Source organism: Streptomyces sp. NBC_00090 (assembly GCF_045160815.1).
Taxonomy (GTDB): Bacteria; Actinomycetota; Actinomycetes; order Streptomycetales; family Streptomycetaceae; genus Streptomyces.
In genome coordinates this window covers 9,193,613-9,218,083 of the sequence record NZ_CP108224.1, presented here as the reverse complement: position 1 = coordinate 9,218,083, position 24,471 = coordinate 9,193,613, and the positions used below count along the sequence as shown (strand labels likewise).

Annotated in this window: 22 protein-coding genes and 3 pseudogenes; 18 read left to right on the top strand and 7 right to left on the bottom strand. The window is 69.2% G+C overall.

From position 1 onward, the window contains the following. The first annotated feature begins 24 nt into the window (after positions 1 to 24). The gene (locus OG361_RS40950) at positions 25 to 1,383 is read left to right on the top strand and encodes an IS4 family transposase (RefSeq protein ID WP_405861931.1); all 1,359 of its coding nucleotides are present in this window, start codon (positions 25 to 27) and stop codon (positions 1,381 to 1,383) included. 36 nt (positions 1,384 to 1,419) lie between these two features. Here OG361_RS40950 and tpg read toward each other — a convergent pair whose 3' ends face one another. Next, entirely contained in the window at positions 1,420 to 1,974 is a 555-nt protein-coding gene (tpg, locus tag OG361_RS40945; protein WP_405861929.1) for a telomere-protecting terminal protein Tpg, read from the bottom strand. A 3-nt stretch (positions 1,975 to 1,977) separates the two neighbouring features. Beyond that, on the bottom strand, positions 1,978 to 4,107 hold the full coding sequence (gene tap / locus OG361_RS40940; protein WP_405861927.1) for a telomere-associated protein Tap: 2,130 nt from the start codon (positions 4,105 to 4,107) through the stop codon (positions 1,978 to 1,980). Positions 4,108 to 4,353: 246 nt separating this feature from the next. Between tap and OG361_RS40935 the strand changes: the two genes are divergently transcribed. The 5 genes and pseudogenes from OG361_RS40935 (at position 4,354) to OG361_RS40915 (ending at position 6,569) form a co-directional block, all read left to right on the top strand. After that, positions 4,354 to 4,527 carry a zeta toxin family protein gene (locus OG361_RS40935; RefSeq protein ID WP_405861925.1) on the top strand — a complete coding sequence of 58 codons (174 nt, stop codon included), beginning with the start codon at positions 4,354 to 4,356 and terminating at the stop codon, positions 4,525 to 4,527. Beyond that, a pseudogene (locus OG361_RS40930) lies at positions 4,524 to 4,763 on the top strand (zeta toxin family protein); the annotation flags it as partial. The gene OG361_RS40935 and the pseudogene OG361_RS40930, both read left to right, overlap by 4 nt. Before the next feature lie 97 nt (positions 4,764 to 4,860). Next, entirely contained in the window at positions 4,861 to 5,115 is a 255-nt protein-coding gene (locus OG361_RS40925) for a hypothetical protein (RefSeq protein WP_405862763.1), read from the top strand. A gap of 272 nt (positions 5,116 to 5,387) precedes the next feature. Beyond that, entirely contained in the window at positions 5,388 to 5,858 is a 471-nt protein-coding gene (locus OG361_RS40920; RefSeq protein WP_405862762.1) for a hypothetical protein, read from the top strand. Positions 5,859 to 5,903: 45 nt separating this feature from the next. After that, positions 5,904 to 6,569, top strand: a complete 666-nt coding sequence (locus OG361_RS40915; RefSeq protein ID WP_405861923.1) for a hypothetical protein — start codon at positions 5,904 to 5,906, stop codon at positions 6,567 to 6,569. Positions 6,570 to 7,189: 620 nt separating this feature from the next. Here the strand turns inward: OG361_RS40915 and OG361_RS40910 are convergent. Beyond that, positions 7,190 to 7,705, bottom strand: a complete 516-nt coding sequence (locus OG361_RS40910) for a transposase (protein ID WP_405862704.1) — start codon at positions 7,703 to 7,705, stop codon at positions 7,190 to 7,192. Between the two features lie 274 nt (positions 7,706 to 7,979). On the opposite strand from OG361_RS40910, the gene OG361_RS40905 reads away from it, so the two are divergent. From OG361_RS40905 to OG361_RS40895, 3 genes are all read left to right on the top strand, one after another. After that, on the top strand, positions 7,980 to 9,101 hold the full coding sequence (locus tag OG361_RS40905) for a tyrosine-type recombinase/integrase (RefSeq protein WP_405861922.1): 1,122 nt from the start codon (positions 7,980 to 7,982) through the stop codon (positions 9,099 to 9,101). Beyond that, positions 9,098 to 9,427 (top strand): helix-turn-helix domain-containing protein, encoded by a 330-nt coding sequence (locus tag OG361_RS40900; protein ID WP_405861920.1) that lies wholly within the window; start codon positions 9,098 to 9,100, stop codon positions 9,425 to 9,427. Before OG361_RS40905 ends, OG361_RS40900 begins: the two co-directional genes overlap by 4 nt. Positions 9,428 to 10,181: 754 nt before the next feature. Next, entirely contained in the window at positions 10,182 to 10,496 is a 315-nt protein-coding gene (locus OG361_RS40895) for a hypothetical protein (RefSeq protein ID WP_157881380.1), read from the top strand. Between the two features lie 330 nt (positions 10,497 to 10,826). Here the strand turns inward: OG361_RS40895 and OG361_RS40890 are convergent, their stop codons facing one another. Continuing rightward, complete coding sequence (locus OG361_RS40890; protein ID WP_405852188.1) at positions 10,827 to 11,633, bottom strand: IS5 family transposase; 807 nt, start codon at positions 11,631 to 11,633, stop codon at positions 10,827 to 10,829. A gap of 199 nt (positions 11,634 to 11,832) precedes the next feature. On the opposite strand from OG361_RS40890, the pseudogene OG361_RS40885 reads away from it, so the two are divergent. Continuing rightward, positions 11,833 to 12,581 (top strand): annotated as a pseudogene (locus OG361_RS40885) (transposase family protein). 132 nt (positions 12,582 to 12,713) lie between these two features. On the opposite strand, the gene OG361_RS40880 reads toward OG361_RS40885, so the two are convergent. Next, positions 12,714 to 13,805, bottom strand: coding sequence for an alpha/beta fold hydrolase (locus tag OG361_RS40880; protein WP_405861917.1), 1,092 nt, complete (start codon positions 13,803 to 13,805; stop codon positions 12,714 to 12,716). A gap of 112 nt (positions 13,806 to 13,917) precedes the next feature. Here OG361_RS40880 and OG361_RS40875 point away from each other — a divergent pair, with 112 nt between their 5' ends. Continuing rightward, positions 13,918 to 14,643: a TetR/AcrR family transcriptional regulator gene (locus OG361_RS40875; protein WP_405861915.1), complete on the top strand. Its 726-nt coding sequence runs from the start codon at positions 13,918 to 13,920 to the stop codon at positions 14,641 to 14,643. Between the two features lie 145 nt (positions 14,644 to 14,788). Here OG361_RS40875 and OG361_RS40870 read toward each other — a convergent pair whose 3' ends face one another. Beyond that, entirely contained in the window at positions 14,789 to 15,103 is a 315-nt protein-coding gene (locus OG361_RS40870) for a DNA glycosylase AlkZ-like family protein (RefSeq protein ID WP_405861913.1), read from the bottom strand. A gap of 13 nt (positions 15,104 to 15,116) precedes the next feature. Further along, positions 15,117 to 15,863 carry an alpha/beta fold hydrolase gene (locus OG361_RS40865; RefSeq protein ID WP_405861912.1) on the bottom strand — a complete coding sequence of 249 codons (747 nt, stop codon included), beginning with the start codon at positions 15,861 to 15,863 and terminating at the stop codon, positions 15,117 to 15,119. A 100-nt stretch (positions 15,864 to 15,963) separates the two neighbouring features. Between OG361_RS40865 and OG361_RS40860 the strand changes: the two genes are divergently transcribed. The 7 genes and pseudogenes from OG361_RS40860 (at position 15,964) to OG361_RS40830 (ending at position 24,404) form a co-directional block, all read left to right on the top strand. Continuing rightward, on the top strand, positions 15,964 to 16,917 hold the full coding sequence (locus tag OG361_RS40860; protein WP_405861910.1) for a helix-turn-helix transcriptional regulator: 954 nt from the start codon (positions 15,964 to 15,966) through the stop codon (positions 16,915 to 16,917). A 120-nt stretch (positions 16,918 to 17,037) separates the two neighbouring features. Beyond that, a complete protein-coding gene (locus OG361_RS40855) occupies positions 17,038 to 18,105 on the top strand; it encodes a tyrosine-type recombinase/integrase (RefSeq protein ID WP_405861908.1) in 1,068 nt (355 codons plus the stop codon). Between the two features lie 73 nt (positions 18,106 to 18,178). Beyond that, a pseudogene (locus tag OG361_RS40850) lies at positions 18,179 to 19,367 on the top strand (MFS transporter). A 761-nt stretch (positions 19,368 to 20,128) separates the two neighbouring features. Then, positions 20,129 to 20,296, top strand: a complete 168-nt coding sequence (locus tag OG361_RS40845; RefSeq protein ID WP_405861906.1) for a hypothetical protein — start codon at positions 20,129 to 20,131, stop codon at positions 20,294 to 20,296. Beyond that, complete coding sequence (locus OG361_RS40840; protein WP_405862760.1) at positions 20,245 to 20,868, top strand: hypothetical protein; 624 nt, start codon at positions 20,245 to 20,247, stop codon at positions 20,866 to 20,868. Before OG361_RS40845 ends, OG361_RS40840 begins: the two co-directional genes overlap by 52 nt. A gap of 319 nt (positions 20,869 to 21,187) precedes the next feature. Then, entirely contained in the window at positions 21,188 to 21,697 is a 510-nt protein-coding gene (locus tag OG361_RS40835; RefSeq protein WP_405861904.1) for a hypothetical protein, read from the top strand. A 478-nt stretch (positions 21,698 to 22,175) separates the two neighbouring features. Next, complete coding sequence (locus OG361_RS40830; protein ID WP_405861902.1) at positions 22,176 to 24,404, top strand: FG-GAP repeat domain-containing protein; 2,229 nt, start codon at positions 22,176 to 22,178, stop codon at positions 24,402 to 24,404. Positions 24,405 to 24,471: the final 67 nt, after the last annotated feature.

Genomic DNA, 24,471 nt, shown 5'->3' with positions numbered 1-24,471 from the left:
AGATCACTGTTCAGCAGGAGCCCCATGGACGCCAAGTCTGTCATTGCTCATGAAGTAGCGGTTGCCGCAGGTCCGTTCGCGCCGGGCCATCTGGGGGAGTTAACGCGGATCATCCCGTTCGAGATGGTCGATGAAGTGCTGGCCGAGGCCGGCAGGACACAGCAGCGGATACGGGATCTCCCCTCGCGTGTGGTGGTGTACCTGCTGCTGGCCGGGGCTCTATTCCCCGGGATTGGCTGGCAGCAGGTGTGGCAGCGGCTGACGGCCGGGCTGGACGGACTGCGGACAGTGGCTCCGACGGCCGGTGCCATGGCCCAGGCCCGCAGGCGAGTCGGGACCGCTCCGCTGCGCAATTTGTTCAACCTGCTGCGCGGACCGGCCGCCGGGATCGGCACCGCGGGAGCCCGGTGGCGGGGGCTTCTTGTCTGCGCTGTCGACGGCACGCTGGCAGCCGTGCCCGACAGTCCCGCGAACCAGGCCGAGTTCGCCAGGCACCGCTGCAACAACGGCGGCGCGGGATACCCCTCGCTCCGGCTGCTGGTTCTGGTGTCCTGCGGCACCCGTACCGTTCTGGACGCGGTGTTCGGCCCGACCGCGAACGGGGAGACGTCCTATGCCCCGAGCCTGGTCCGCAGCCTGCGCGAGGGCATGATCGTCCTGCTGGACCGGAACTTCGCCGTCCAGGCACTGGTCGAGGCGATCACCGGCACGGGTGCGCATGTTCTGGTCCGTGTGAAGGAGCACCGCAGGCTGCCGGTCCTGGGACGTTTCCCCGACGGCTCCTATCTGTCCAGGCTGGGAGCCGTTCCGGTCCGGGTCGTCGACTGCGAGATCACCCTCAGCACTTCCCAGGGGCGCCGCACCTGCGCATACCGTCTCGTCACGACCCTGACCGACCCTCACCCGCACCCCGCCGCCGAGCTGATCAGGCTCTACCACGAGCGGTGGGAGGTCGAGACTTCCTACCTGGAGATCAAATCCACCATTCTGGGCGGCCGGGTCCTTCGTGCCCGGACCCCTGCCGGCGTTGCTCAGGAAGTCTTCGCTCTGCTGGTCACCTACCAGGTCCTGCGACTGGCCATGGCGGATGCCACCGGCATCCGCCCGGACACCGACCCCGACCGGGCCAGTTTCTCCATCGCGCTGAACACCGCCCGCGACCTGCTCGTCCAGGCCGCGGGCATCTTCGACCACACGACCGTCGACCTCGTCGGCACGATAGGCCGCCGGGTTCTGGCCGACCTCATGCCCGCCCGGCGCATCCGCACCCGGCCACGCGTCGTCAAACGGGCCATCTCGAAGTACAACGTCAGAGGCGCCGTCGACCGGACCACCTACAAGGCCACGATCAGCATCGACATCCTGACCACCCGCACCTCTTGACACCCGAAACACAACGCTAACTACACGGCATTGGATCTAGTAGTCGAGATCCAGGTAGTCGATGTCATTGATTTCCACGTCCGAAAGTCCCGTAGCGCGGGCTCCGCCGTCCTGGAAATACACTTCCTTGAATCCTTCGGCGATGATTCTGCGCATGTCCTGGTCGCTGGCGCCCTCGTTGCGGGCGTCGAACAGGCGCTGCGCGTACGTCGGAGGAAGGTGCACGGTGAGCCGCCGGAAGCGTCCGTCGTCGGTCGTGCCGACCGGCGCCGTGTAGCCGAACCGGGCCCGGGTCTCCACCGTGATCCCGCCGGTGGTGGCGGCCTTCTTCTGCCGGCGCTTGCGCACCACCGGCTGCCAGCGCTCGCGCACCATCGCCTCGATCTTCGCGGCGACGTCGGCGCGGGCGTGCTTGCGGGCCCCGCGCCGATAGCGGTTGACGGAGTCGGCCGTGACTCCGACTTCCTCGCCGATCTCCTGGGAACTGAGGTGCTTTCGCAGGAAGCCGACCTGGCCCTTGAGGGTCTTGGGCGGGTCCTTGGTGAACGCCTCCTGGTCGGCCCGCGCGATCGCGTCGTCGATCTCGCCCACGGCCTACTCCCCGTCCTCGAGGACGGCGTCGCCGCCCTTGATGTGCCGGGCCGGGTTCAGGCCCTTCTCCATGAGGTCGATTGCCCAGAGCATCTCCTGGACGCCCTCCAGCTTCGCCAGGCCCGGCGTCGGCCCGAGGCGGAACCCGCCCGGCTGCGGCTTGCCGGACGCCGCGTACGGCAGGAAGTCCAGCGGGCTGCTGCCGGGGCTCGGGTAGACGACGCAGTCGGACAGCACCGCGAGCGGGAACAGGCCCGTCATCCGGGACATGTTCAGCAGCTTGCGGTGCATGTTGACCCGCGCCTTGGAGATGACCGCGGCGCGGATGTCCGGGCGCCAGGTCGGCCGCTGCATGGCCGGCCACGGCTCGCCGTCCTTGTAGTTCTTGCCCTGCGGGTTTTCGAACAGCTTTCCGATTCCGCCCTTGACCGTGGCCTTGATCGCGGCCAGGACCGCGGCCATCGCCGGGTCGATGCCCTTGTGTCGCTCCATCGCCGCCAGGAACTCCACGTCCGTGAGGTCCTTGGTGACGCCGAGGTCGGCGAGGGTGTCGACGTACGCGGTCCTGAGCCGGTCGTGCCACGGATCCAGGTACGCGCCGGTCTCCTTGCGCAGGTACGCCTCCAGGATCTCGACGTTGAAGCCGAGCTCCTGGGCGTAGGCGACGGTGTGCGTCTGGTACCAGGCCGGGCCCGTCGGGCGCTCGCCGGTCGGCGTGAACGGGCTGGGCAGGCGGGGGTCCAGTTCGATGTGGCTCAAGTCGACCAGCCAGGAGCCGGGGACCTTGGGGTAGAACTTCGGGCGTACGAAGTGCTCGGGCTCCGACAGGCCGACGACCAGGCGGGCCGCGGCGGCGAGGAAGGCCGTGTTCAAGTCGAGGCCCACCGCATAGGGGAGCAGGCATTCCTCATCGGTGAGCGTGTCCACCGAGCGGACCCACTGGTACGCCTCCTCGTACAGGAAGCCGCCCTTCCAGCCGATCCGGTGGATCGCGGGGTGTTCGGGCTGGCCCTCCGGCGGCGCCGGGTCCATCGGCTCCGTACCCAGCGAACCGGGGTTGAGGCCGGAGATCCAGTTGCCGGTCTCCTCGTCGCGCACCGGGCGGGTCGGTGGGCGCAGCGCGGTCATCAGCTCCAGGCCGGAGACGGCCGTGGAGCCGCGCGGGGTGATAACCCGCTGGGCGTAGATGCCGAGGACGCGGGCGACGTCAGCCGGCTCCATCTCGCTTACGCCGGGCCAGGAGCGAGAGTCGAGGGCGTCCCACGGCAGGATCGCGAGCTGCACGCACTGCCTCTCGCGGCCCTGCGCCTTGCGATAGACCCGGGCCCACGGGCCGAAGCCACGCTGGGTGAGCTGCCACTTCGCCTTGAGTACCTGCTTGACGACCGGGTGGTCCTCCGGCAGGCGCAGGCCCCGGCGGTCCTCCAGGTGTTCGGGCAGTCCGAACTTCACGGCCGCGGTCGCCGTGAGGACGATCAGCGGGTCGGCGTCCTTGCCGTGGCGGTTCAGCTTCGCGGCTCCGAGGCCGGACTCGCGCAGAGTCCACTCCACCAGCTCCACGATCGTGGTCGCCGGGCAGTCGAGCACGATGCCGCCGACGCCGTACGCGGAGCCGTCGCCGTCCAGCACCGCGAGCGGGCCGTGGGGGAAGCGCGGGTCCAGCGCGGGCGCGGCAGCCTTCTGCGTCGCCGGGCGCCGCGACGTTGACGTGGGGCGCGCGGCTGGACGGGCAGGGCGCTCGGGCGCGGCCGGAGCCTGTACCGGCGTGGCGGTCTCCGCCTGCGGCTTGGGGGCGGCCGGGCCGGTGAACGTCTCGGTCACCTCCGGCTGTGGCGTGGCCACCGGGGCCGGAGCTGCCGGGATGACGGCGGGGGTGCCGGGCGCGGGGTACTTCGCCGCCCAGCCCTTCAGCAACCGCTGATACGCCGCCAGGCGCGTGCCGGTCGGTTCGCTGCGGCCGTTCTCCCAGTTCTTGATGCTCTGCGTCGACTTCAGCTTCAGGGCTTCAGCGAGGCGGGCCTGGGTGATGCCGGCGGCCTCGCGCAGTCGGGCGCGCTCCGCGGGGGGCGGGAGCTGCGGCTCCTCCTCCAGCAGGGCGTCGATGGACGCGAACAGCTCTTCTTCGGATGCCATGGGTCTCTACCTCCAGCCTGAACAGTAGCAGACTTAACCTCAATTTTTACTCGCACATTTAACCCGATCGAAGATCTGTTAGCGTGGCCTGAGTAGAGCACGGAAGCCGCGAACAGCCCTCCGGGGAGGGCCCCTTGGAATCGCACGCCACCTCGGCGGTGCTGAGCGAGGAGGAGCACCAGGACGGGGCTGCACCGGCTGATCCTCCCGGCGGCGACGCAGAGCGCCGTACGGCAAGAGAAACCGGTGGTGGTCGTCAGCGGTCCGTCCGGAGCCGGGAAGACCGAGGCCGGCGATCTGGTCCAGGCGGCCCTCGACCGCCGGGGCGGCGCCGTACGTGTCGGCCGCGACCTCTACAAGCCCGTCCACCACCACTACCCCGCGCCCTCCTGGAGACGGACGTCCGCACCGCCGGAGTGAAGGTCCGCCCGGACACCAGCCGCTGGCAGGCCGAGGTCGAGGAGTACGTCCGGCGCCACGGGTTCGACGCGGTCGTCGAGTCCGCGCTCGTCTCCGAGGACGAGGTCCGCGCCCTGTCGGCCGCCTACCGAAGCTCGGGCCACCGGATCGAGGTCCTGGCAGTCGCGACTGCCGAGGCGCTGGCCCAGCTCGGCGTCCTGGACCGCTTCCTCACCGGCGAGTGCCGGTACGTGTCGTGGGAGGATCAGGACACGTGCACGGCCGGGATGCTGCGGACGCTCGCGGTGATCGAGGCGGTAGCTGGCGGACCGGGTGGCCGTGGTTCGGCGGGGCATGGAGCCGTTGTACAACAACGAGCTCACCCGCGAGGGCGTCTGGCGCCGACTGGCGGCCGCGGCCACGACGGCGAGGGCCGAGCTGTTACGCCCGTGGGGCGCGCGGCAGAGCCGGGTGCTCCGCCGGGAACTGACGCGCGCCGAGGTCCTGGTCCACGACGAGCGACTGCCGGCCGACGCTCGGCTCGCGGTGTCGGGGGGCGCCGAGCCTCGCGCTTCATCGGCCACAGGCAGCACCATCAGGCTGCGGTAGCCGCGTTCCACTACCCCATCCAGGTCCCAGTCTGTGACAGTTGCCCGGCGAGAGGGCATTCGTCTGGTTGTCTCTTGCGGGGTTCGTGCCCCCGCCGCGTGCGCCTGTCCGACAGATCAACAATGAGGGGCTGCCCCATGCGCTTAATGAGAGTGTCGCTCATGGCCCTTCCCGTGGCCGCTGTGGCCGCCGTCCTTGGTTCAGGGACCGGTGTGCAGGCGGTTCAGGACCGCTCCGTGGGACGAGCAGGGGCCCCAGCTGATGTCGAGATCATGTCCAACGACGCCTACGTGGCCAGATACGGCACCAAGCGGGCCCTTGCGGAACGTGTGCCGCTTCCGCCTGACACCGGCGGCCCGGCCGCACCATCCGCCGCAGACCCAAGCATTCCGTGGCACCACATCTACTGGTCGACCTTGGACTGGGACCACAACGACATCCCCACGCGCAGGGGAACCGACGACTTCGGCCTCAAGCACGCATGCTCGAAACACAACGTGTGCACGCAGAAGGTGATCAACGCGCCCTACGACGGCAAAGCCGACCGCGTCCGGGGAAACCGCGCAGAGTACGACGCCGTCATCACCAGCGGTGGGACCGTCCGCATGACCACCACCAGCATCGCCGAGCGCGGGAAGCGGGGCCCCAACGGCCAGAACACGCCGGACGGCCGCCCGATCGGCACCGTCACCGCCTACTGCCGCAGACAGACACTCTGCCCGGACTGGGTCAACCAACTCTGATCCGTGCAGCACCGAAGCCGCCCGCTTGGAAGGGGACCCGAGGCCTTGGACCGAGACACGACGGACATCCTGCTCGCCTTGCGCCGATTCATCGCCGCACCCATCCCCGGCACCGCATGGCGGCTGCGCACGTTCCTGCCGGAACCCGGACTCATCCGGGTCCGGCTGGAAGACGCCACGACCCGGTCCGTCCAGATCGAACTGCCCCACCGCGCGGGAGAAGTACCCGCGACGCACGGCTCCTGGTGGTACGTAGGGGCCCTGCGACGCGCTGCCCGCTGGGCGGACGACACCCAGGCGGACGTCCTGACCGCCGAGGACCTCGCCATGGCGGGTGTTCTGCCCGATGAGGTCGAGGTCACCGAGGACGACGGCCTGGACTACGTGGTCGCTGACCTCGTCGGCGACCCGTACTGGCACGAGCCGCCAGCCGGCGCCGCTCCGGACCTCTACCGCCTTGCCGGCTTCGACGCCCGCGATCACGGAGTGGTCCGCCTCTACCTCGCGCTGCCGGACCGCGGCACGATCGGTATCGACGTCGCCACCACCGACTCCGAGTCGGGAGCGGCCCGTCCCGTGGGCTGGTGGGCCTCCACCAAACTGATCGCCCTCCTCAACCCCGACGCCCCTGAATCCCTTGCCGACTTGCGCGCCCCGGACGCCGACGATCCTTACTGCGACGCCGTGTACGACGCGACCGCCTGGACCTAGGGCGTGTGTCGAAAAGTAGCGCCGTCTGCCCGAAGGGCAGGCCCGGCGGTGTCCGGTGCGTGCGATCGCAAGGCGGAGGGTCGCCCCGATACTGGATGTATCGGGGCGATCCCGACAACGCGGCGAGCGTGCGTGCCGGACACCGCCGGGCAGGCGGGACTTTCGACACACGCCCTAGTAACCCGGGTCAGAGATCCGGTGGCAGGGGGCGGGAGCGGGCAGCGCAGTCGCAAGGCCGGGCGAGGCGAGCCGTTGCGGCTGCAGCCCTGGGGCATCAGCGGGCGCGCCAGGGTTCGTCATGATCCAGCGGACGACACGGTGGGGCTTCGGTGCCGGCCGGGGTTCGGGAGGGAGCACTGGCGGGTGCTTGGGCTGAGGGCTGTGCGGCTTCTTGAACGGGCGGAAGTGGCGACGGACGCACTGGACGTCGCCGGTGAAGCCCTGCTCGCGCAGTTCGCGGTGGAGCCGGGGAATGTCGTGGCATCCGGCGTTCCACCGCTGGTGCACGTAGGACTTGTACTCGTCCAGGATGATCGCCCGGGTTGGTGGCCTTGACCAGGAGTTCGTCGAGGCTGCGGGCGCGGGCGAAGCGCTGCACGGTGGAGTGGTCGAACCGCAGCTCACGGCGGATCGCGGCCAGCGTTTTCCCCTCGGCCAGCCGTTGCTGCACTGCCTCGTAACGCTCGGTGGTGCGAGCCACCAGGCGCCGTGGGCGCCCCCCGACGTCGTGGGTTCCGCGGAGGAACGAACGGGTCGGTCGCGACCGCGTGCGGCTCCTTCGTGACCAGGCCACCTGCGACGAGCTCCTTCGCGACCGGGCGTATCGCGAACGCCGTCCGGATACAGCCGTGATGGGCGCCAACCGTCTTCTCCACGGCCTCGGCGAGGTTGCTCCACAGATGCCACCCGTCCGCGACCTGCATGGCCTGCGGAGCTCCGGCCCGGGCGCCCTCCGCGTAGGCGCCGGCCCGGTCCCGGTAAATGATCTCCACCTCAGGATGTCCGCGCAGCCAGGTGGCCAACGGCGCGGCGTCCCTCCCGGGCAGCACGTCGAGCGGCCGCCGGGCCTTCAGGTCGACCAGGATGGTGGCGTAAGAATCTCCTTTGCGGAGTGCGAAATCGTCTACTCCAAGCACTCTGGCCAGGGCCGGAGGCGGCTCGGGAACGGCGCGTAGGAGCTGCAAGAGGGTGTCCTTCGCAACGCGGATGCTCAGCGCGGCCGCCTTGGTTGACGACCAGTTCGGAGCCCCTTGACCTGGCGCAGGGGTCAGCTCCGGCACATCTGTGCGACATCCCGTGGGTTGCTCTGAGCCGCGCTGAGTCCTCGACCTCGTGGCCAGAGGGTTCGTCTTCTCTCCGGCAGTTGTTCGCGGGCTGACGTAACTTCGGGATTCCTGATGCGTTCTCACCGTGTCCGATCGGTTCACGATCGGGGTGAAGGTGAGGGGGCTCGGGTTGGCGCTGGCTGTCGTACGGGACCTGCGCGATGTCCGGCCGCCGGCCACGGCGGAGGAGCTGGAGCAGTTCGAGACCGACGTGCTGGCGGGGTTCGTGCTGGCGCGGGCCTCGGCGGGGCTGGCGGACGGCACGATCCGCGGGGACGTCGGGCACCTGGAGCAGATGCGGTCCTGGTTCGGCCGCCCGCTGTGGGAGATGGAGCCGCCGGACGCCGACGCGTACTTCGGGAAGGTGCTGCGGGCTTCGCCGAGCGGCACCCGGCTGGGGCGCTCTCAGGCGCTGACCACGTACTTCCTGTTCCTGGAGCTGCGGCACAAGGTCGAGATCCACCGGATGACCGGTCGGGTGATCGAGTGCCCGATCGACGAGATGAACCGGCCGCGCGGGTCGAAGGACGCGGCGCTGCGGATTCCGCCGTCCGGGCCGGAGGTCAAGACGCTGTTCGCCGGGTGGGGCGGCGAGCTGGCGACCTGCCGGAAGTTCGCCCCGACCGCCCGGAACTACACCGCCTCCAAACTGATGTCCCAGGTCGGGCTGCGGGTCAGCGAGGCGTGCAAGCTCGATCTGGCGGACATCAAGTGGGACCTGGGCCGCTTCGGCAAGCTCCACGTCCGCCACGGCAAGGGCGCCCGGGGCTCGGGCCCGCGCGAGCGGATGGTCCCCCTGATCAACGGCGCCGACCGCACGCTCCGCTGGTTCATCGAGGACGTCTGGGGCCAGTTCGACGACGACCACACCCGCCCCGGCGCCCCGCTGTTTCCCTCCGAACGCAGATGCGCCGACGGCTCCTCGGGCCGCGTCGGCGACGATGCCCTGCGCGGCGGGCTCAAGGCCGCGGCCATGGCGCATCTGCCGGAGTGGGGCGACAAGCTCACCCCGCACGTCCTGCGGCACTTCTGCGCGTCCGAGCTCTACCTCGGCGGACTCGACCTGATCGCAATCCAGGAAGTCCTCGGACACTCCTGGATCGCCACGACCATGCGATACGTCCACGTCCAGCAGACCCGGGTCGAGGACGCCTGGGTGGCCGGGCAACAGCGGGCCGCGAAGCGGCTGGAAGGACTTCTGCGATGAAGTGGAACCTGCGGCTGACCGCCGCGAACAAGGGGATCTGGAAAGCCTCCGAGCTCCAGCGGAGCCTTGCCGAGCACGGCCTGGTCATCTCCGCCGGGAAGATGTCCGGGCTGTGGTCCGGCCATCCGGTCTCTCTCAAGCTGGAGGACCTGGACGTCATCTGCGTCGTCCTCGGCTGCGAGATCGGCGACCTCCTGGTCCCCGAGCTGGAGAAGGTGCACCGCCCCGGCCAGGAGGAGACGGTCCGGACCGCTGTCGGCTCGGGGACCGCCGCGCCGAAGGTGATCCCCAAGCGCCGGGACGGCCGGTCGCTGCCGCCGGAGTGATCCGGTGGCACGCTTCCCGAAGGGCTACGTCAAGCCCACCAGTTCCTGCCCTGGCTGCCTGGCCTGGGGCGACCTCCGTGGACGGCTCTGCCCCGCCTGCTACATGTTCGGCCGTGGGCACGACGCGGGGGAATGCGCCGGCTGCCGTCGCGTCCAGCCACTGAAGTGGGACTACTGCCGCTTGTGCTGGTGCCAGGCCCGCCTCGGTGCGAAGACAGCCGACGGCCGGCCAACGGAAGGGGCATACGTGCGGGAGCGGCTCACCGCCGTCCGGCACCACCAACTCTTCTTCGTCGGGCTGCACTACCGCAGAAGACCGACGCCCCCGGCCCGGCGGAAGGGAGGACGGCGTGGAGCCCCGCACAAACCACCTCCCGCGCCGGCCTGGCGCCCGGACCCGGTTCCGGTTCGCTGAGCAGCCAGCACACCTTCGCCGCCAGGGCCCCCGCTCCGGCCAGGGCCGTCACCCCACAGCGTGACTCACCGCTGCCGGACCAGGCGGGATCTCCGCATCCTTCCCGCATGGGCAACCGCGCTCCCCTACGAGCACACCGCCGCTGTCAGAGGCGGCTGACACACGTCCGGCGGCCGGTGGCGCGACGCTGTCACTAGCCGCAAATTCGAGGATCTTCCGCGCCCCCTGCCGTACCCGAGTGGCATCAACGTGACTGGTGGGTAATGATAAAGCGCCACCGACTGGTAGGCGCTTCATCGGATTCTCCCGGTGAGCGGTCTTAGTGAGTGGGAGCCGATCATGGCGGACGTCACCGTAGGCCCCGAGAAGGACGTCGAGTTCTTCAGGGACCTTCAAGAGGTGTTCGACAAGTACCCTGGCGCTGCGGAGCAATACTACGTTCAATTCGCGGCGGCTGAGTTGGCACTTGAGGTCGACCTTGAAAAGCAGGTGAAGGTCAATCGGGTCCAGAACGGTGAGATCATCAGCAAGTTCGTGGACCGCGAATCTCAGCGGGCTTCCAACTCCGAATACTGCTGCGCGTGGAAGTGGGAGAGCCAGACCTGGCACTGTGTGACGATGTGCAGTGGCCCGCGCCCGCCTTTTAAGCAGTAGGAAATCCCGGGCGAGATAGCTTCACCCAGATGGTGGACAAGATGATCGCAAGCGCCTGATCGAAATCCGGGGCTCGGCTCGCGACGGGCCCGTAGGCTGGGCAGAGCTGCCCAGGAAGGCTTCCCGCGTGCTTTCCCGGGCGGCTTCCTGCTGCTCGGGCTTCCACCACGAAGCTGCCGACCCGGACGGCACGCTGAGCACGGGGACAGTGTCAGGCTGGCACCGATTTCCGGCTTCTGGCGAAAGCGAACGGCCGCACCGACCTGTGAGTCCTCGCGATCGAGCAGGGCCCGCGGCCGCCACGATCCCCAAGCGATCACTGAGCCTCTTTCATCCTGAATAGCTGCAGGTCAGCAGTGTGTGGACGGCCTGGACGATGGTGCCGATGCGGCGGGTGGAGCATCTGGCTCGGCGAAGCAGTCGCCAGGACTTCAGCTGGGCAAAGGCGCGTTCGCCGGGGGCTCTCAGTCTGGCGTGGTCGCGGTTGAACTGCTGGTACTGCTCTGGCTGTTCGCGGTGGTGGTAGTAGGGGGTGCGAAAAGTGGCGCCGGCGCCCTGGTAGGCACGGTCCGCGAGTACGAGGATCTGCCGGGTGAGGCAGGCCTGCAGGATGCCGTGGGCGCGGGCCGCGGTCAGGTCGTGGGTCCGGCCTGGCGTCGCGCGGGAGAACCACAGCGGTGTGCCGTCGGACCGGGCGATGACCTGCACGTTCATCCCGTGCCTGCGGTGCTTCATCGAGTAGTACGGCTCGTCCGCGTGGATCCGGTCGGTAGGGATCAGGGTGCCGTCAACGATGACATGGTCGCCTTCACCGAGCCCGGTGAGGGCTTCCTGGAGGCCCGGTGCCCAGCCGGCCAGAACGTCTAATGCCTCGTCAACGTAGCGCCAGGCGGTGGCCTGGGATATCCCGAATCCGGCTCCGAGCTGCGAGAACGTCTCGTTCTTGCGCAGATGGACGAGGGTCAGCAGCGCCTGCTGGAAGCAGCCGAGCTTGCGCCAGCGGGTGTTGCGTGCTTGGCGGCGCTCGTACAGCAGCCAGGCGACATGTTCGACGAGCTCATGCGAGACATCGAGCGTGGCAGGATACGGAACCAACAGGGCCCCTTCGGTCGCCGGTGTGATGAGTGGAATCACCACGCCAACGACGAGGGGCCCTGCCTCGTTACCACACCCGCTGACCAGCCCATTTCACCCACCAGCACAGGATGAAAGAGGCTCACTGAGCTTCTTCGAGGTGGCCACCGATCGGGTGATGGTGCGTGAAGCGCAACGAGCGAGGCCCCCGGGCTGTTGATCGAGATGTCTGAAGTCTCAATCACGTTGCTCGGGGGCCTCGTTGGTCATCCATCCTGTCGCACTTGACCTGCCGCATGCACTCGTGGAGTGGGTCACCATGCTGATCGTCACCCGTGAGGGCGACCGGCGCTGCAAGCTCCGTCCGTCCCAGCGCGCGATGGTGGCACTGGTGTACCTGCGCGAACACACCACTCTTGCGAAGATCGCCGCCGGATTCGGGATCAGCGAGTCCACCGCCCACGCCTACACCAGCACGGTCGTCGACCTGCTCGCCGAACGAGCACCGGGTCTGCTCAAGACGCTGCGCGACCATGATCCCGACTTCGTCCTGCTCGACGGCACCCTCGCCGAGTGCGACCGGGTCGGCGACGGCCGGGCCGACTACTCCCACAAACACCGGCGCCACGGCGTGAACGTGCAGGTCGTCACCGACCCCGGAGGCCGGCTGCTGTGGCTCTCGCCCGCCCTGCCGGGCCGCACACACGACCTGACCGCCGCACGCACCCACCGGATCATCCGAATCTGCGAGCGCCAGGGCGTTCCGATCGTGGCCGATCTCGCCTACCTGGGCGTCGGCCTGTGGCTGACCACCGGCATCAAACGCAGGCCCCTCCAGGAACTCACTCCCACCGACAGGACCCGAAACGTGCCCTGGCCGCGGCACGAGCACCCGTCGAACGCGGCGTCGCCCGCGTGAAGTCCTGGCGGATCTTCCGCAGATCCCGCTGCAGCCCCAACCGCATGACGTCAATCGCCAAGGCGGTCCTCACCCTGGAGCTACAACGCTGAAGAACCTCACTCACCGTGTCCGGCACGTCGAGCGGCTCGCGAATACGCGACACCGCAACATGCGAGCCCACCAGTCTCACGGGCGGGGTGGCTCGAGGGGGCCGGACAGCTGGGCGTCTGGCCGGATCCCGGTCAGACGCCTGCTGCAGCAGGCGACGCGCTGACGACCAGCGGGCGTACGTGGGTCAGCAGCAGTTCCAGGAATCGCTCCGGCCGCCGGAAGGCCGCGAAGTGGCTGCAGTCCTCGATCAGCGCGAAGCCCTTGACGGGTGCCTGGACGTCGTCGAAGAAGCGGCGGGCGAGCTCGGGCGATGTGAGTACGTCCTTCTCGCCCTGAACGATGAAGAAGGGGAGTTCGAACGTCGTCCCGTCCGCCCAGTCGTCGGACCCGGCGGTGGCGTGAGTGATCTGCTCCGAGAGGGTCATGCCCTTCATGAAGCGCCCCAGTTCGCGCAGCGAGTGCAGCGGCGAGAACCACAGGGACCCCATGACGACCTTCTTCATCGTGTCCAGAGTCAGCGGGTCGCTGGTGGCCAGCAGCTTGGCGTGCATCGCGCGTTCGCGGGCCGTCCACCGCTGCTCATCAGGGTGGAGCGCCTCGACTGCCGCCAGTTCCTTGTGCTTTCCGGCCGCGCGCAGGCGGGTGAGCAGGTCCTGGTGTACGGAGTCGTCGCGGCCGGCGTCGTGGATGTTCTGGTCGGTGCCGACGTATGCGGAGTAGCGCTCGGGGAACGCTCGGGCGAGCCGCAGGCCGAAGGCACTTCCGTAGGAGTGGCCGAGCAGGACGATCTTGTCGACGGCCAGGCGGGTGCGTATGTGGTTGGTGACTTCGATCGCGTCGGCGTAGATCCGGTCGAAGGCTATGTCGCCCTGACCTTCCGGACCGCTGCGGCCGAGGGTCTTGAGGGCGCCACGCATGTCCCAGCGGACGATCGTGAAGTGCTTCTCCCAGGACCTGGTGCGGGGTCCGAAGATCGCGGTCGAGGCTCCGGGGCCGCCGTGAAGTTCCAGGACGACCGGGTTGGCCAGATCTTCGCCGCGTACGGAGATCCACTGCTCGATGCCGCCGATGCGGACGAAGCCCTGCTCGTCGATGCCGTTCGGGGTGTCGATCTTCATCAGGGAGGCGTTGCGGGATCGCTTGAGGGCGCGGTGGCCAAGGACACCGGCCGCGGGTGCGGCGAGCAGGACGGCTGCGGAGGTGGCGGCGATGGTGGCGATCATGACGACTCCCTGGGTGTCCCGTTCGAGCAAACTGTATATGCTGTAAGCGGTTGGCTATACGTTATAAACAGTTAGAGTGGGGTGTCAAAGGGGATCGACAGGTGAGGTGCGGGTGGCCGGGAAGCAGACCGGGAAGCAGACCGGTGCGAAGGCGAGCTTCGTGCTGCTGTGGGGCGAGCAGGAGCTGCCGAGCAGGGGCCCGAAGCCCTCGCTCAGCGCGGTCCGGATCGCGGAGGCGGCTATCGGGATCGCCGACAGGGAGGGCTTGGACGCGGTCTCGCTGGCGCGGGTGGCCAAGGAATTCGGCGTCACCGCGATGGCGCTCTACCGATACGTTCCCGGCAAGACGGAACTCCTCGACCTGATGGTCGACCTCGCGATCGGCCCCCCGGCCCCGGTCGCCGACATCCCCGGCGGCTGGCGCCCGCAGCTGACCGAGTGGGCCCGGCAGTGTCTGGCGATGTACCGCCGCCACCCCTGGATCCTGACGGCGACCGGCACGCGCCGCCAGATCATGGGCCCACATCAACTCGGCTGGCTCGACTCGGCCTTGGCCGCGCTGGCCGGGACGGGGCTGCCGGCCACCCAGCGGCATGACACGTTCCTGCTGCTCGTAGGCCATATTCGCCATGTCGCCCAGCAGTACGTCGACCACGACGACGCGGCGAACGAAGAGTGGGCGCACCTGACGGCCGAGGTCCTGCAGCGGCACGAGGAGCGCTTCCCCGCCCTGACGGAGGCGATTGCGGCGGGCGCCTTCACGCCCCGGGAGGGGAGTCCCCTGGACTTCGGCCTGGAGCGGATCCTCGACGGGGTGGCAGCCCTGATCCCCTCGTGAGCTGGTCTGGAACTGCCAATAGTCGAGCGCCCACCGACCGGGCAACCGTGAGCTCTTCTCCCCTTCCCCCCAGTTGGTTCACTTCGAGGACCAACTGGGGGACGAAGAGCAGCACTGGGGAGAATTCGAGATCGGCATCACGGCCTCAGGGAACAGTGGCAAGGATCCGAGGTGCGAACAGTTGCAGGATCCAGCGGGCGTCGTCGCTGGGGATGGTGTGCAGGGTGCCGCGCATGTACCAGCTGCGGACGATGCTCCGCTCTTTCTCGTATGCCGTGCGGATGGCTCGGGCGGTGATGTCCACCCCGCGTACCCGGATGCCCAGGTCGGCTGCCGTGGTGTCCTGGGCCTGGATGGCGAAGACCCGTCGGACGACCGCCTCGGCAGAGGTCTCCCGTGCTCCGTCGGCCAGGGCCTGAGCGTGGGCCCGCAGCCTGCGGACGCTTTCGTGGTCAAGCATCGGGCAGTGCCTCTCATCCAGCGCGGTCGGAGACAGCCGCGTCGAGGGTGCCGGCGAGTTCGGCGGGCGCGGACAGCATCGGCCAGTGCCCTGTGGGCAGGTGGAAGCGCCGCCATGGCGGCTGGTTCAGGAAGGCCAGCATCGGCACCCCGGCGTCCAGCAGGCCAGTGAAGTCATGGCAGGCGATCAGGACACGGTCCACACCGGTGCTGAGCTCGGCCGGGCCAGCGAGGCGCTGGGTGTAGGTGCCGAACGGCTGAGGGGTGGCACCCGCGCGCAGAACGTCCCGCTGGCCTTCATCGAGCCCGTCGAGGCTGCTGGACAGGCCCAGGACCTCGAAGGGCGGCATCGGCAGCCGCCACCCGTCACCGGAAGCGGAGACCTGGTGACGCAGCTGGTCCGCTGCCTGCGGTGGCATGAGGTCGAGCATGCACATGCCTGAGGCGAACGGGGCGCTGTCCACGTAGACCACGCGCTCCAGCCGGTCGCCGAGACGTCCGGCTGCCCCGGTCACCGGGGCAGCCGCGTAGCTGTGGGCGACCAGCGTGACATCTTGCAGATCGTTCTGCTCGACGAATGCGGTGATGTCCGCGATGTGCGTGTCCAGATCCGTTTGGGGTCCGCCCTGGTCGGCGTGCTCGGCCAGGCCTGTCAGCGTCAGCGGCAGCGCTGTGTGGCCGCGCTCCCGCAGAGCGTCGGCGGTGTCTTCCCAGGCCCATGCCCCGAGCCAGGCGCCGGGAACGAGTACGAAGGTGGCCATGTGATCTCCCTGAAGTGAGTGCTGCGGGGAGCGTAGAGTCAATACAGGACAGATTCCGCCCTGAAATGTCGAGTGATCCATGTCGCATCCCCTGACACGTGTGCTGACCCTGCTGGAGCTCCTCCAGTCGAACGCCCGGCTCACCGGGGCGGAGCTGGCCGACCGTCTGGACACTGACGTCCGCACGGTGCGCCGGTACACCGCCCACCTGCGTGAACTGGGCATCCCTGTGGAGGCCGAGCGGGGCCGCTACGGCGGCTATCGACTGGCCCGCGGTTACCGGATGCCGCCCCTGGTTCTCACCAACGATGAGGCTCTCGCCGTCGTCCTTGGCCTGCTCGCCGCGGAACGTCTGGGCATGGGCACCGCCGCACCGGCCACTGCCGGTGCCCTGGCCAAGATCGAGCGGGTGCTCCCGCACGTCCTGCGCGAACCGCTCTCCGCCATGCGCGATACCCTCTCGTTCACCGCCAACGCCGTCGTCGGGCAGGCACCCGGAACCGGCGTCCTGCTGGCACTGGCCCAGGCCTCCCGCGCCCGCACAACCGTCGGCATCCACCACCAGTCCTGGCGCCAGGAGCACACCGAACGCGACATCGACCCCTACGGTGTGGTCTTCCACACCGGCCGCTGGTACGTCGTCGGCCATGACCACCTCCGCGACAGCCTGCGTACCTTCCGTATCGATCGCATCACCTCCGTCACGCCCCGAACCCGCCACTTCACTACCCCCGGCGGCTTCAACGCCGTCGCCCACCTGACCTCGAGCCTGGCCCAGGGGCCCTACCGCTGGCAGGTCGAGGTGACGATCCACGGCCCCCTCGATGCGATCGCCCGCCGGCTGCCTCGCTCAGCGGTGACCCTCACCGCCCAGCCCACCAGCGTCCTCATGCACGCACGGGCAGAACGGCTGGACGGTATGGCACACCTGCTCGCCTCCCTGGAATGGCCCTTCACCATCCATCACCCCGACGAACTACGACAGGCGCTCAAGAACCTCGCCGACCAGCTGACCGCAGCCGCTCAGCGGGGGCCGGAAGAACTACCGCAGTAAATGCCGGATTTACTGCGGCGGAGCCCCTACCGTGATCACCGCGACCTGCGGCTGGCCATTCCGGCCGCCGGGGCGAGGTGTATGCATTTACTGCGGCAGTGCCGGAAGGGCGGGACGGACGTGACGATCGAACCAGTGACCGAGCTGGGAGCCGGGGGCGCGTTGCGTGTGCCGCGCGCCCGGGTCGTACCCCTGTCCGCCGCTCCGGCGTCGTACACCGCGGCGGTCGAGCGCTACCTCACCGGCGTGGGCATCGCGAAGTCCTCCGCGCGGATCTACCGGATCTCCCTCACGACATGGGGATGGATGCTCACCGGCGAACCCGCGCCGACCGGACCCGCCCGGCGAGGCGCGAAGCCACCCGTCTTCCCCGTCGCCGCGATCGACGACCCGGCACTGCCGGAGGTCCTGGCCGAGCTGGCGGCCGCGCGGGCTGACGAGATGGACGCCGACACCGTCAACCGAGAGCTGTCCATCGCCCGCAAGGCGATCGGCTGGTGGCAGCGCCAGGGCTGGATCGAAGGCGATCCCACGATCGGCATCGAGCGGCGGCCGGCACCGCCGGACCGCACCAAGGCTCTCGCGGAGAACCAGATCGCCGCCCTGTGGCGCCTCGACATCGCGCTGCGGGAGAAGACGCAGTGGAAGATGCTCTACGAGTCCGCCGCACGGGCCGACGAGGTGCTGTGCCTCAACGTGGAAGACCTCTACCCGCAGGACAAGCGCGGCAGGATCACCGCCAAGGGCGGGGCGACCGAGTGGATCCACTGGCAGTCCGGCACCGCCCAGCTCCTGCCCCGCCTCATCGCCCGCCGCACCCGCGGCCCGCTGTTCCTCACCGACCGCAAGGCCCCGACCGGAACGCCGACGCTGGACGTGTGCCCAGAGACCGGCCGGGCCCGACTCTCCTACCGGCGGGCCGAGGAGATCTTCGAGGAGAACACCCGGCTGCTGGCCAACCCGCTCGCCTCACCCGAGGACATCGAGGACCTGGACGGCTGGACGCTCCACCGGCTCCGCCACAGTGCCCTGACACACGACGCCGAGGACGGCACCTCCACCCCGATGTTGCTGGCCCGCTCCCGCCACGCATCCGTCCGCTCCCTGGAGCGGTACGCCCGCCCCGGCGTCGACTCGGTCGCCCGACACGTCGCCGAACGCGACCCCGCTGCACGTCGCCGCACGTAAATCCGAGCGGATCAGGGCTTCAAGATCATCCCGTTGCCCCTTTGGCGCGTTTCTCGGTCACACCCCTGGGAGGGTGCGAAGGAATACATCGATCTCCCTGCTGGCCGTGGGACACGCCTGCGTCGACATCTACCAGGGCGCCGTCGCGGCGCTGATCCCGTTCTTCGTGGCCGAACGGGACTACACCTACGCGGTCGCCTCCGGCATCGTGCTGGCCGCGTCCCTGCTGTCGTCGGTGGCCCAGCCGGTGTTCGGGGCGCTCACCGACCGGTGGGCGATGCCGTGGCTGCTGCCGGTCAGCACTCTGCTGGGCGGGGTGGGCATCGCGCTCAGCGGCCTGAGCGGCCCTACGAGCTCACCCTGTTCTTCGTCGCTGTCTCCGGGATCGGGGTGGCCGCCTACCACCCGGAGTCGGCCCGCGTGGCCCGGCTGGCCAGCGAAGGCAGTCACAGCGCGATGGGCTGCTTCTCCCTGGGCGGCAACATCGGCTTCGCACTTGCCCCGCTCATGGTGTCGGCCGTGATCGGACACGGCTCCCTGCGCTGGACGCCCGTCCTGGTCCTGCCCGCGCTCGCCGGCGCCGCTCTGTGTGTGCCCGTGCTCCGGATGCTCGCCCGGCCCGAGGCCGGCGCGTCCAAGACGGAGGCACCGCGGGGCGCCGATGATGTGGCCTCGTTCGTGAAGCTGTCCCTGGCGGTCGTCTTCCGCTCCATCGTCTTCACCGGCCTAAGCACCTTCATCTCCCTCTACGCCCAGCAGCGCATGCAGGGCAGCACCACCGCGGGCACCATCGCCCTGTTCCTGCCGTTCCTGGGCGGCGCAGTCGGCTCGGTCCTGGGAGGGTCCCTGGCCAACCGCTACGACCGCGTCCATGTCTCCCGCTGGTCCTACCTGCTCTCCGTCGCCGCCGTGACCGGAGTGATCTACGCACCCGGCCCGGCCATGTTCCTCTTCGTGGCCCTCACCTCCGTCGGCCTGTACGTCCCCTTCTCCCTCCAGGTCACCCTGGGCCAGGATTACCTGCCCTCCCGTATCGGTACTGCCAGCGGCGTCACCCTCGGCCTCACCGTCAGCATCGGCGGCCTCATCAGCCCCCTGCTGGGACACCTGGCCGACTCCACCTCCCTGAAGACAGCCCTCACCCCCCCCTGATCGCCATGCCTGCCCTGAGCTGGCTCCTCTTCCGCGCCCTGCCCGAACCCACCGCCCCCAAGCCTCAAGCCGACGCACCCGCGCCCGCATCCGCGCGGCAGGACGCGTAGAGCTGCACGATCAATGTGCATGAACAAGGGCAACCGACGGAATTGACTGACCTGCAGGAACGTGGCTTCCGCCAGGCGTCGATCCCGCGCAGCTGTGTCCGCGATCCCGGGTGATGACCGCTAACGGGAGCCAGCTGCGGTGCGAGCGCAGGCAGAGCCGTGATGCCCGGCCGACCGTCGACCGCGTTTCGTCACCTGGGCAAGCCCATTCCGTCGGTGGCACAACAAGGCCCGCACAGCGAACGAGGGCGTGCCCGCACTCCAGATCGCTTCCCTCATCGGCTGGTTCGGTGAGCTTGTCCGAGATCAACCCAGACACGACCCGCAGCCTCCCACCGCCCGACCCGCCCGGACAGTCCGCTGTCAAGCACAGTGGACCCGGGCGGCCGGATCAAGCCGGCCCGGCCTGTCGGCAAACGATCGTTTGCCGACAGGCGCCCGACGCGTCCAATGAACCCGCGCAATCCGGGGGTTCACGGCTGCGCGAATCCAATCGGATCCGATGGTGATTGCTGACAGGGTTTGACGACAGATAGGGGCCGATCCTCCGTACGGAAGGGGCCCTTCGGTGGCGAACCTGGTCTACAAGCGAGTCTCGACCGACCAGCAGTCCACCGCCCGGCAGAACCTCGTCCTCGACGAGGCCGGCATCGAGGACCCGGTCGTCTTCGAGGAGAACCCGGGCACCTCTCAGCCGCCTCCACTCCCTCCAGCGCCCGAAGTTCCGCGAACTGCTCACCTACGCGCGGCCGGGCGACACCGTGCACATCTCCGAGATGTTCCGCCTCGTACGCGGCACCGGACACATCCTCGACGTCCTCGACGTCCTCCACCGCGACCAGTCGCGCTGCGCATCCACGACGGCGCGTTCTCCGGCATGGACCTCACCGTCCGCCACCCGCGCACCGGAGAGCTGCTATCCACCGTGAAGTTCATGGTGCAGACCCTCGCCGCCGCCGGCGAACTCCAGCGTGACCTCCAGCGCGAGCTGACCTACGACGGGCTGCGCGCCGCCGAGGCCAAGGGCAGGAAGGGCGGACGCCGTCCCGCCGTCCCGGCCGGGAAGACCGACACGGTCCGCACCGCGTACCTGGAAGGCCGCTCCCTCGCCGCCCTGGCCCGCGAGCACGGCGTCAGCCGCAGAGCCATCCGCACGGCCGTCGCCGACCTCATGCCCGAGCACACCAGCGGCAGCCCCGAGGACGCACCGGCCCCGGAGCTGCCGGTCACCCTCGACATGCCGGGCAAGGTCGCCGACTTCCTCCGCGCCCTCTCGAAGCTGGAGACCGCCGAGCGGGCCGCGCTCGACCACGGCGTGACCGTACAGCGTGGCCAGGGCTACACCCTGCGCGTCAGCGCCATCCCTTCCGTGCACCGCGGACTCCTCGCCCGCTGCCAGCCCCTCGACGGCACCCAGGGCGCCCCGATCGTCCCGGCACAGCGCAAGGCCCGACGCGAGCACGAGAACCGAGTCAACGCCCTCACGGGGGACACCCAGTAGCCAGTCGCCCGGCCCCCAAGATCATCCCGTGGCGGGTTTCTGGCGTATCTGGGTCATGCCCCCACCGGGGAATGCTCGCCGACCTGCTGCGCGTCGAGCGCGATCGCGCCGGAACCCCGACCTACGAACAGATGGCCGCGGGGTCGAAGGTGTCCGCGGCGACGCTCAAGCGGGCGGCGTCGGCAAGTCGACTCCGTCGGAGGGGACCATCACCGCCTACCTCATCGCCTGCGGAAGTAGGACGGACACTCACGTCAGGGACCTCATCCTGCGGCTCAAGGCCCGTCGCGATGAGCGGGGAGGGCGGAGGAAGGTGTACGTGGAGGGCATCAGCACGCCTGCCGCGCTGCTCAACGGCCTGGCCGCCCTCCATGTGAACCTCGGAGCACAGCCGTACGCACAGATGCAGAACCTTGCCGGCGGCGCCCACATGCTGCCGCTCAGCAGCATCTCGCGCATCCTCAACCGGGAGATGCTGCCGGTGGACGAGAGGCAGATGGCCGCCTTCATCCAGGGGTGCGGCGTACTCAATCGCGACCGGGAGAAGTGGATGGAGACATGGCGCAGGGTCAAGCGCCCGGCCAGCACCACCCACTTCTACACGCCCAGCCTGATCGAGGACCTGGTGAGCCAGCTGCGGAACATTGACTTCCATCGGCGGTCGGAGCCCCGGCAGGGGGCCATCCGCCGCCGTCTGGGTCTCCACGTGCCGGACCCCGCCGTCCTGGGGACTGAGGCCATGCTTCAGTCGGCACTCGATCAGCTGGCACAGATTTCCTCTGAGCAGCTCCGGGCGTATGCCGAGGCCGAGCTTGCGAAAGCGGCGTAGAAGCAAGCGATCCAGTCTTGCGCGCGTCGTACTGCAGGAGGAGTCCGGGCACCTGCACGACCTGGCGCTCACCGTCGCCGTACACGGCCACGTGACCGTGACCACCCCGACGAGGGACGAGCCCGGCATGACGCAGGGCCCCGGGCAGGGCGTGGGTCCGTCCATGCACCGACTGATGATCTCCGGCGCGGCTGTGGCCGCGCTTCTGGCGGGGTGTTTCCTCTGGATCGCTGCCGCGGGGACCGACTACCGTCCGGTGCCCTCGTTGCCCCAGCCGTGCGAGGAGGGGTGCCTCGCGATCGGTGCCATGCCTATGACGGCAGGGTCGATAACACACTGCGGGTAGGAGTGATGAAGATTGCCCAGCGGGGTACTGACCCGAAACCCCCGGGCTTTCCATACAACCATTCGAGCCGCTCGCGAGTCTGAGTCGGACACGGCATTTCCGTGTCCGACTCAGACTCGTGGGGGCTTCACCTTGCAACTCCGTACCACCCGCAGCCGCCTCGCCACCGCCGTCACGGCCGTCCTCGCGGTCACCGCCCTCGGCGCCGGCACGCTGGCAACCGCCCCGGCCGCGTTCGCGACGACATCCGCCTCGTCCGAGCAGGCCGACGCCACTCTTCCCGTCTACCCCGAGGGCTCCTACCTCGCGGGCGCGGGCACCAGCGGGTTCTTCACGTACGACTACGACGACGTCGACCGCATCACGGACCTGGTCTGGACGCCGTACGACGGAGGAGCCTCCAAGCGGCTCCGGCATCCCAAGGACGGCGGTTACGCCCTGGCGGGCAACGACGTGGCCGTCGTCGGCGATGACAGCTGGCCCGTGTTCATGCAGTCGATCACCTTGTGGAACATGGCCGACCCGGCAGCCCCAGGCGTGGACATCAACCTCGGCGCGCTGAACGGCAGCTACGTGGCCACACTGAGCCCGACGAGCGTGCTCGCGCAGGTGATGAACGAGGCCGGCCAGGCCGAACTGCACGTCGTGACCAAGGACGGCGCCACGACGACCACCCGCAAGATTACGGGCGTGCCGACGGACGCCACCGAGTTCAGCGGCTCGACGGTCCTCGGGGGCTCCGTTCTCGTCAGGTACGCGGCGGGCCCGCCGGACGCGCGCACCGGCCACCGGGCCCTGGTCGACGTAGCGGCCGGGACGGTGACGGAGACCTACTCCTCGACCAAGTCCGGGTACAACAACGACTCCGGCCACCTGACGTTCTCCGCTTCGCACGTGGCCTGGCTCGACCAGACGGACAACGACGAGGTCTACGTCACGTCCGTCGACCGCAAGACGGGCGAGGAGAAGAAGACCCTCCTGGGCCACGGCGCCGACGAGTGGTACTACGAGCTGGTGGGCGACTGGCTGGTGTACGGCGCCTACTGGGCACCTGCCAAGGCCGTCTCCCTGACCAGCGGCGAGACCCGCGACCTCGGCGTAACGGCGTCGGATTTGGAGTCGGCGCCCTCGGCCGACGGCAGCGCGGTGCTGAGCGGCAGCCGGGACGCCGACGGCGACGGGCTGTTCCGCGTCGCGGCCGGTACGGACGGCACCCCGACAGTCACCAAGGTCGCCGAGACGGGCCAGGTGGTGCCCCCGCTGGAGATTCAGCAGGTGCACGTCCCCGGCACGGTGGACCTCGACAAGACCGGCGGCAAGGTGACCCTGGGCTGGACGCTGTCGCGGGCCGACGCCTACCTGGACGTCACGCTCACGCACACCGTCACCGGCAAGGAGTTCACGAAGCGCTTGACCGCGCCCGCGTCCGGCACCCGCTTCTCCTTCGCCTGGGACGGTGTCATCGGCGGGGTGGACGCGCCGAACGGCACGTACGGGGTGGAGGCCGAGGCGACGCTGCTCGACGGCGTCGGCGATCCCGCCTACCAGGGCTGGCTGATGAACGTCGTCCGCACGGCCAACCCGCACGACTACAGCAACAACGGCTCCACGGACGTCCTCGCCCGGGACGCCTCCGGCGTGCTGTGGCGCGACGACCTGCGGGACCGTCCGGTCAACGGCCAGGTCAAGTCCGCCCAGCGCACCAAGATCGGTGCGGGCTGGGGGATCTACAAGCAGATCGAGGCCGTCGGCAACGTCGGCGGTGCCGCCCCCGGCGATGTGATCGCGGTCGACGGTTCTGGCGTGCAGTGGCTCTACCTGGCCAAGGGCGACGGCACGTTCGCGCCGCGCGTGCAGGTCGGTACCGGCTGGCAGATCTACAACAAGCTCGCCGGCGGCTCTGACCTCGACGGCGACGGCCGTCCCGACCTGGTGGCCACGGACGGCGCCGGAGTCCTGTGGTTCTACAAGGGCACCGGCGACTACGCGAAGCCGTACGCGCCACGGGTGAAGGTCGGCGGCGGCTGGCAGATCTACAACCAACTCACGGCCGTCGGCAGCATCGCCGGTACGGCCCCCGGGGACCTGGTCGCCCGCGACACCTACGGCGTCCTCTGGCTGTACCAGGGCAACGGCACCGGCGGCTTCTCCACCCGCGTGAAGGTCGGCGGCGGTTGGGGCGCCTTCTCCCAGCTCGTCGGCGCCGGTGACCTTGACAACGACGGGCGCCCGGACCTGATCGCGTACGGGTCGGGCGGCACGTACGTCTACCGCTCGACCGGCTCCGCCACCGCCCCCTTCAGCCGTCAGACGACATCGCTGTACTCGGGCGAGGGCACCAAGTTCAACAACGTGATCTGAGGCCCGCCCGCCCAGAATGCAAAACAGGCCCCCGCCGGATCGACTCCGGCGAGGGCCTGGGAACTTT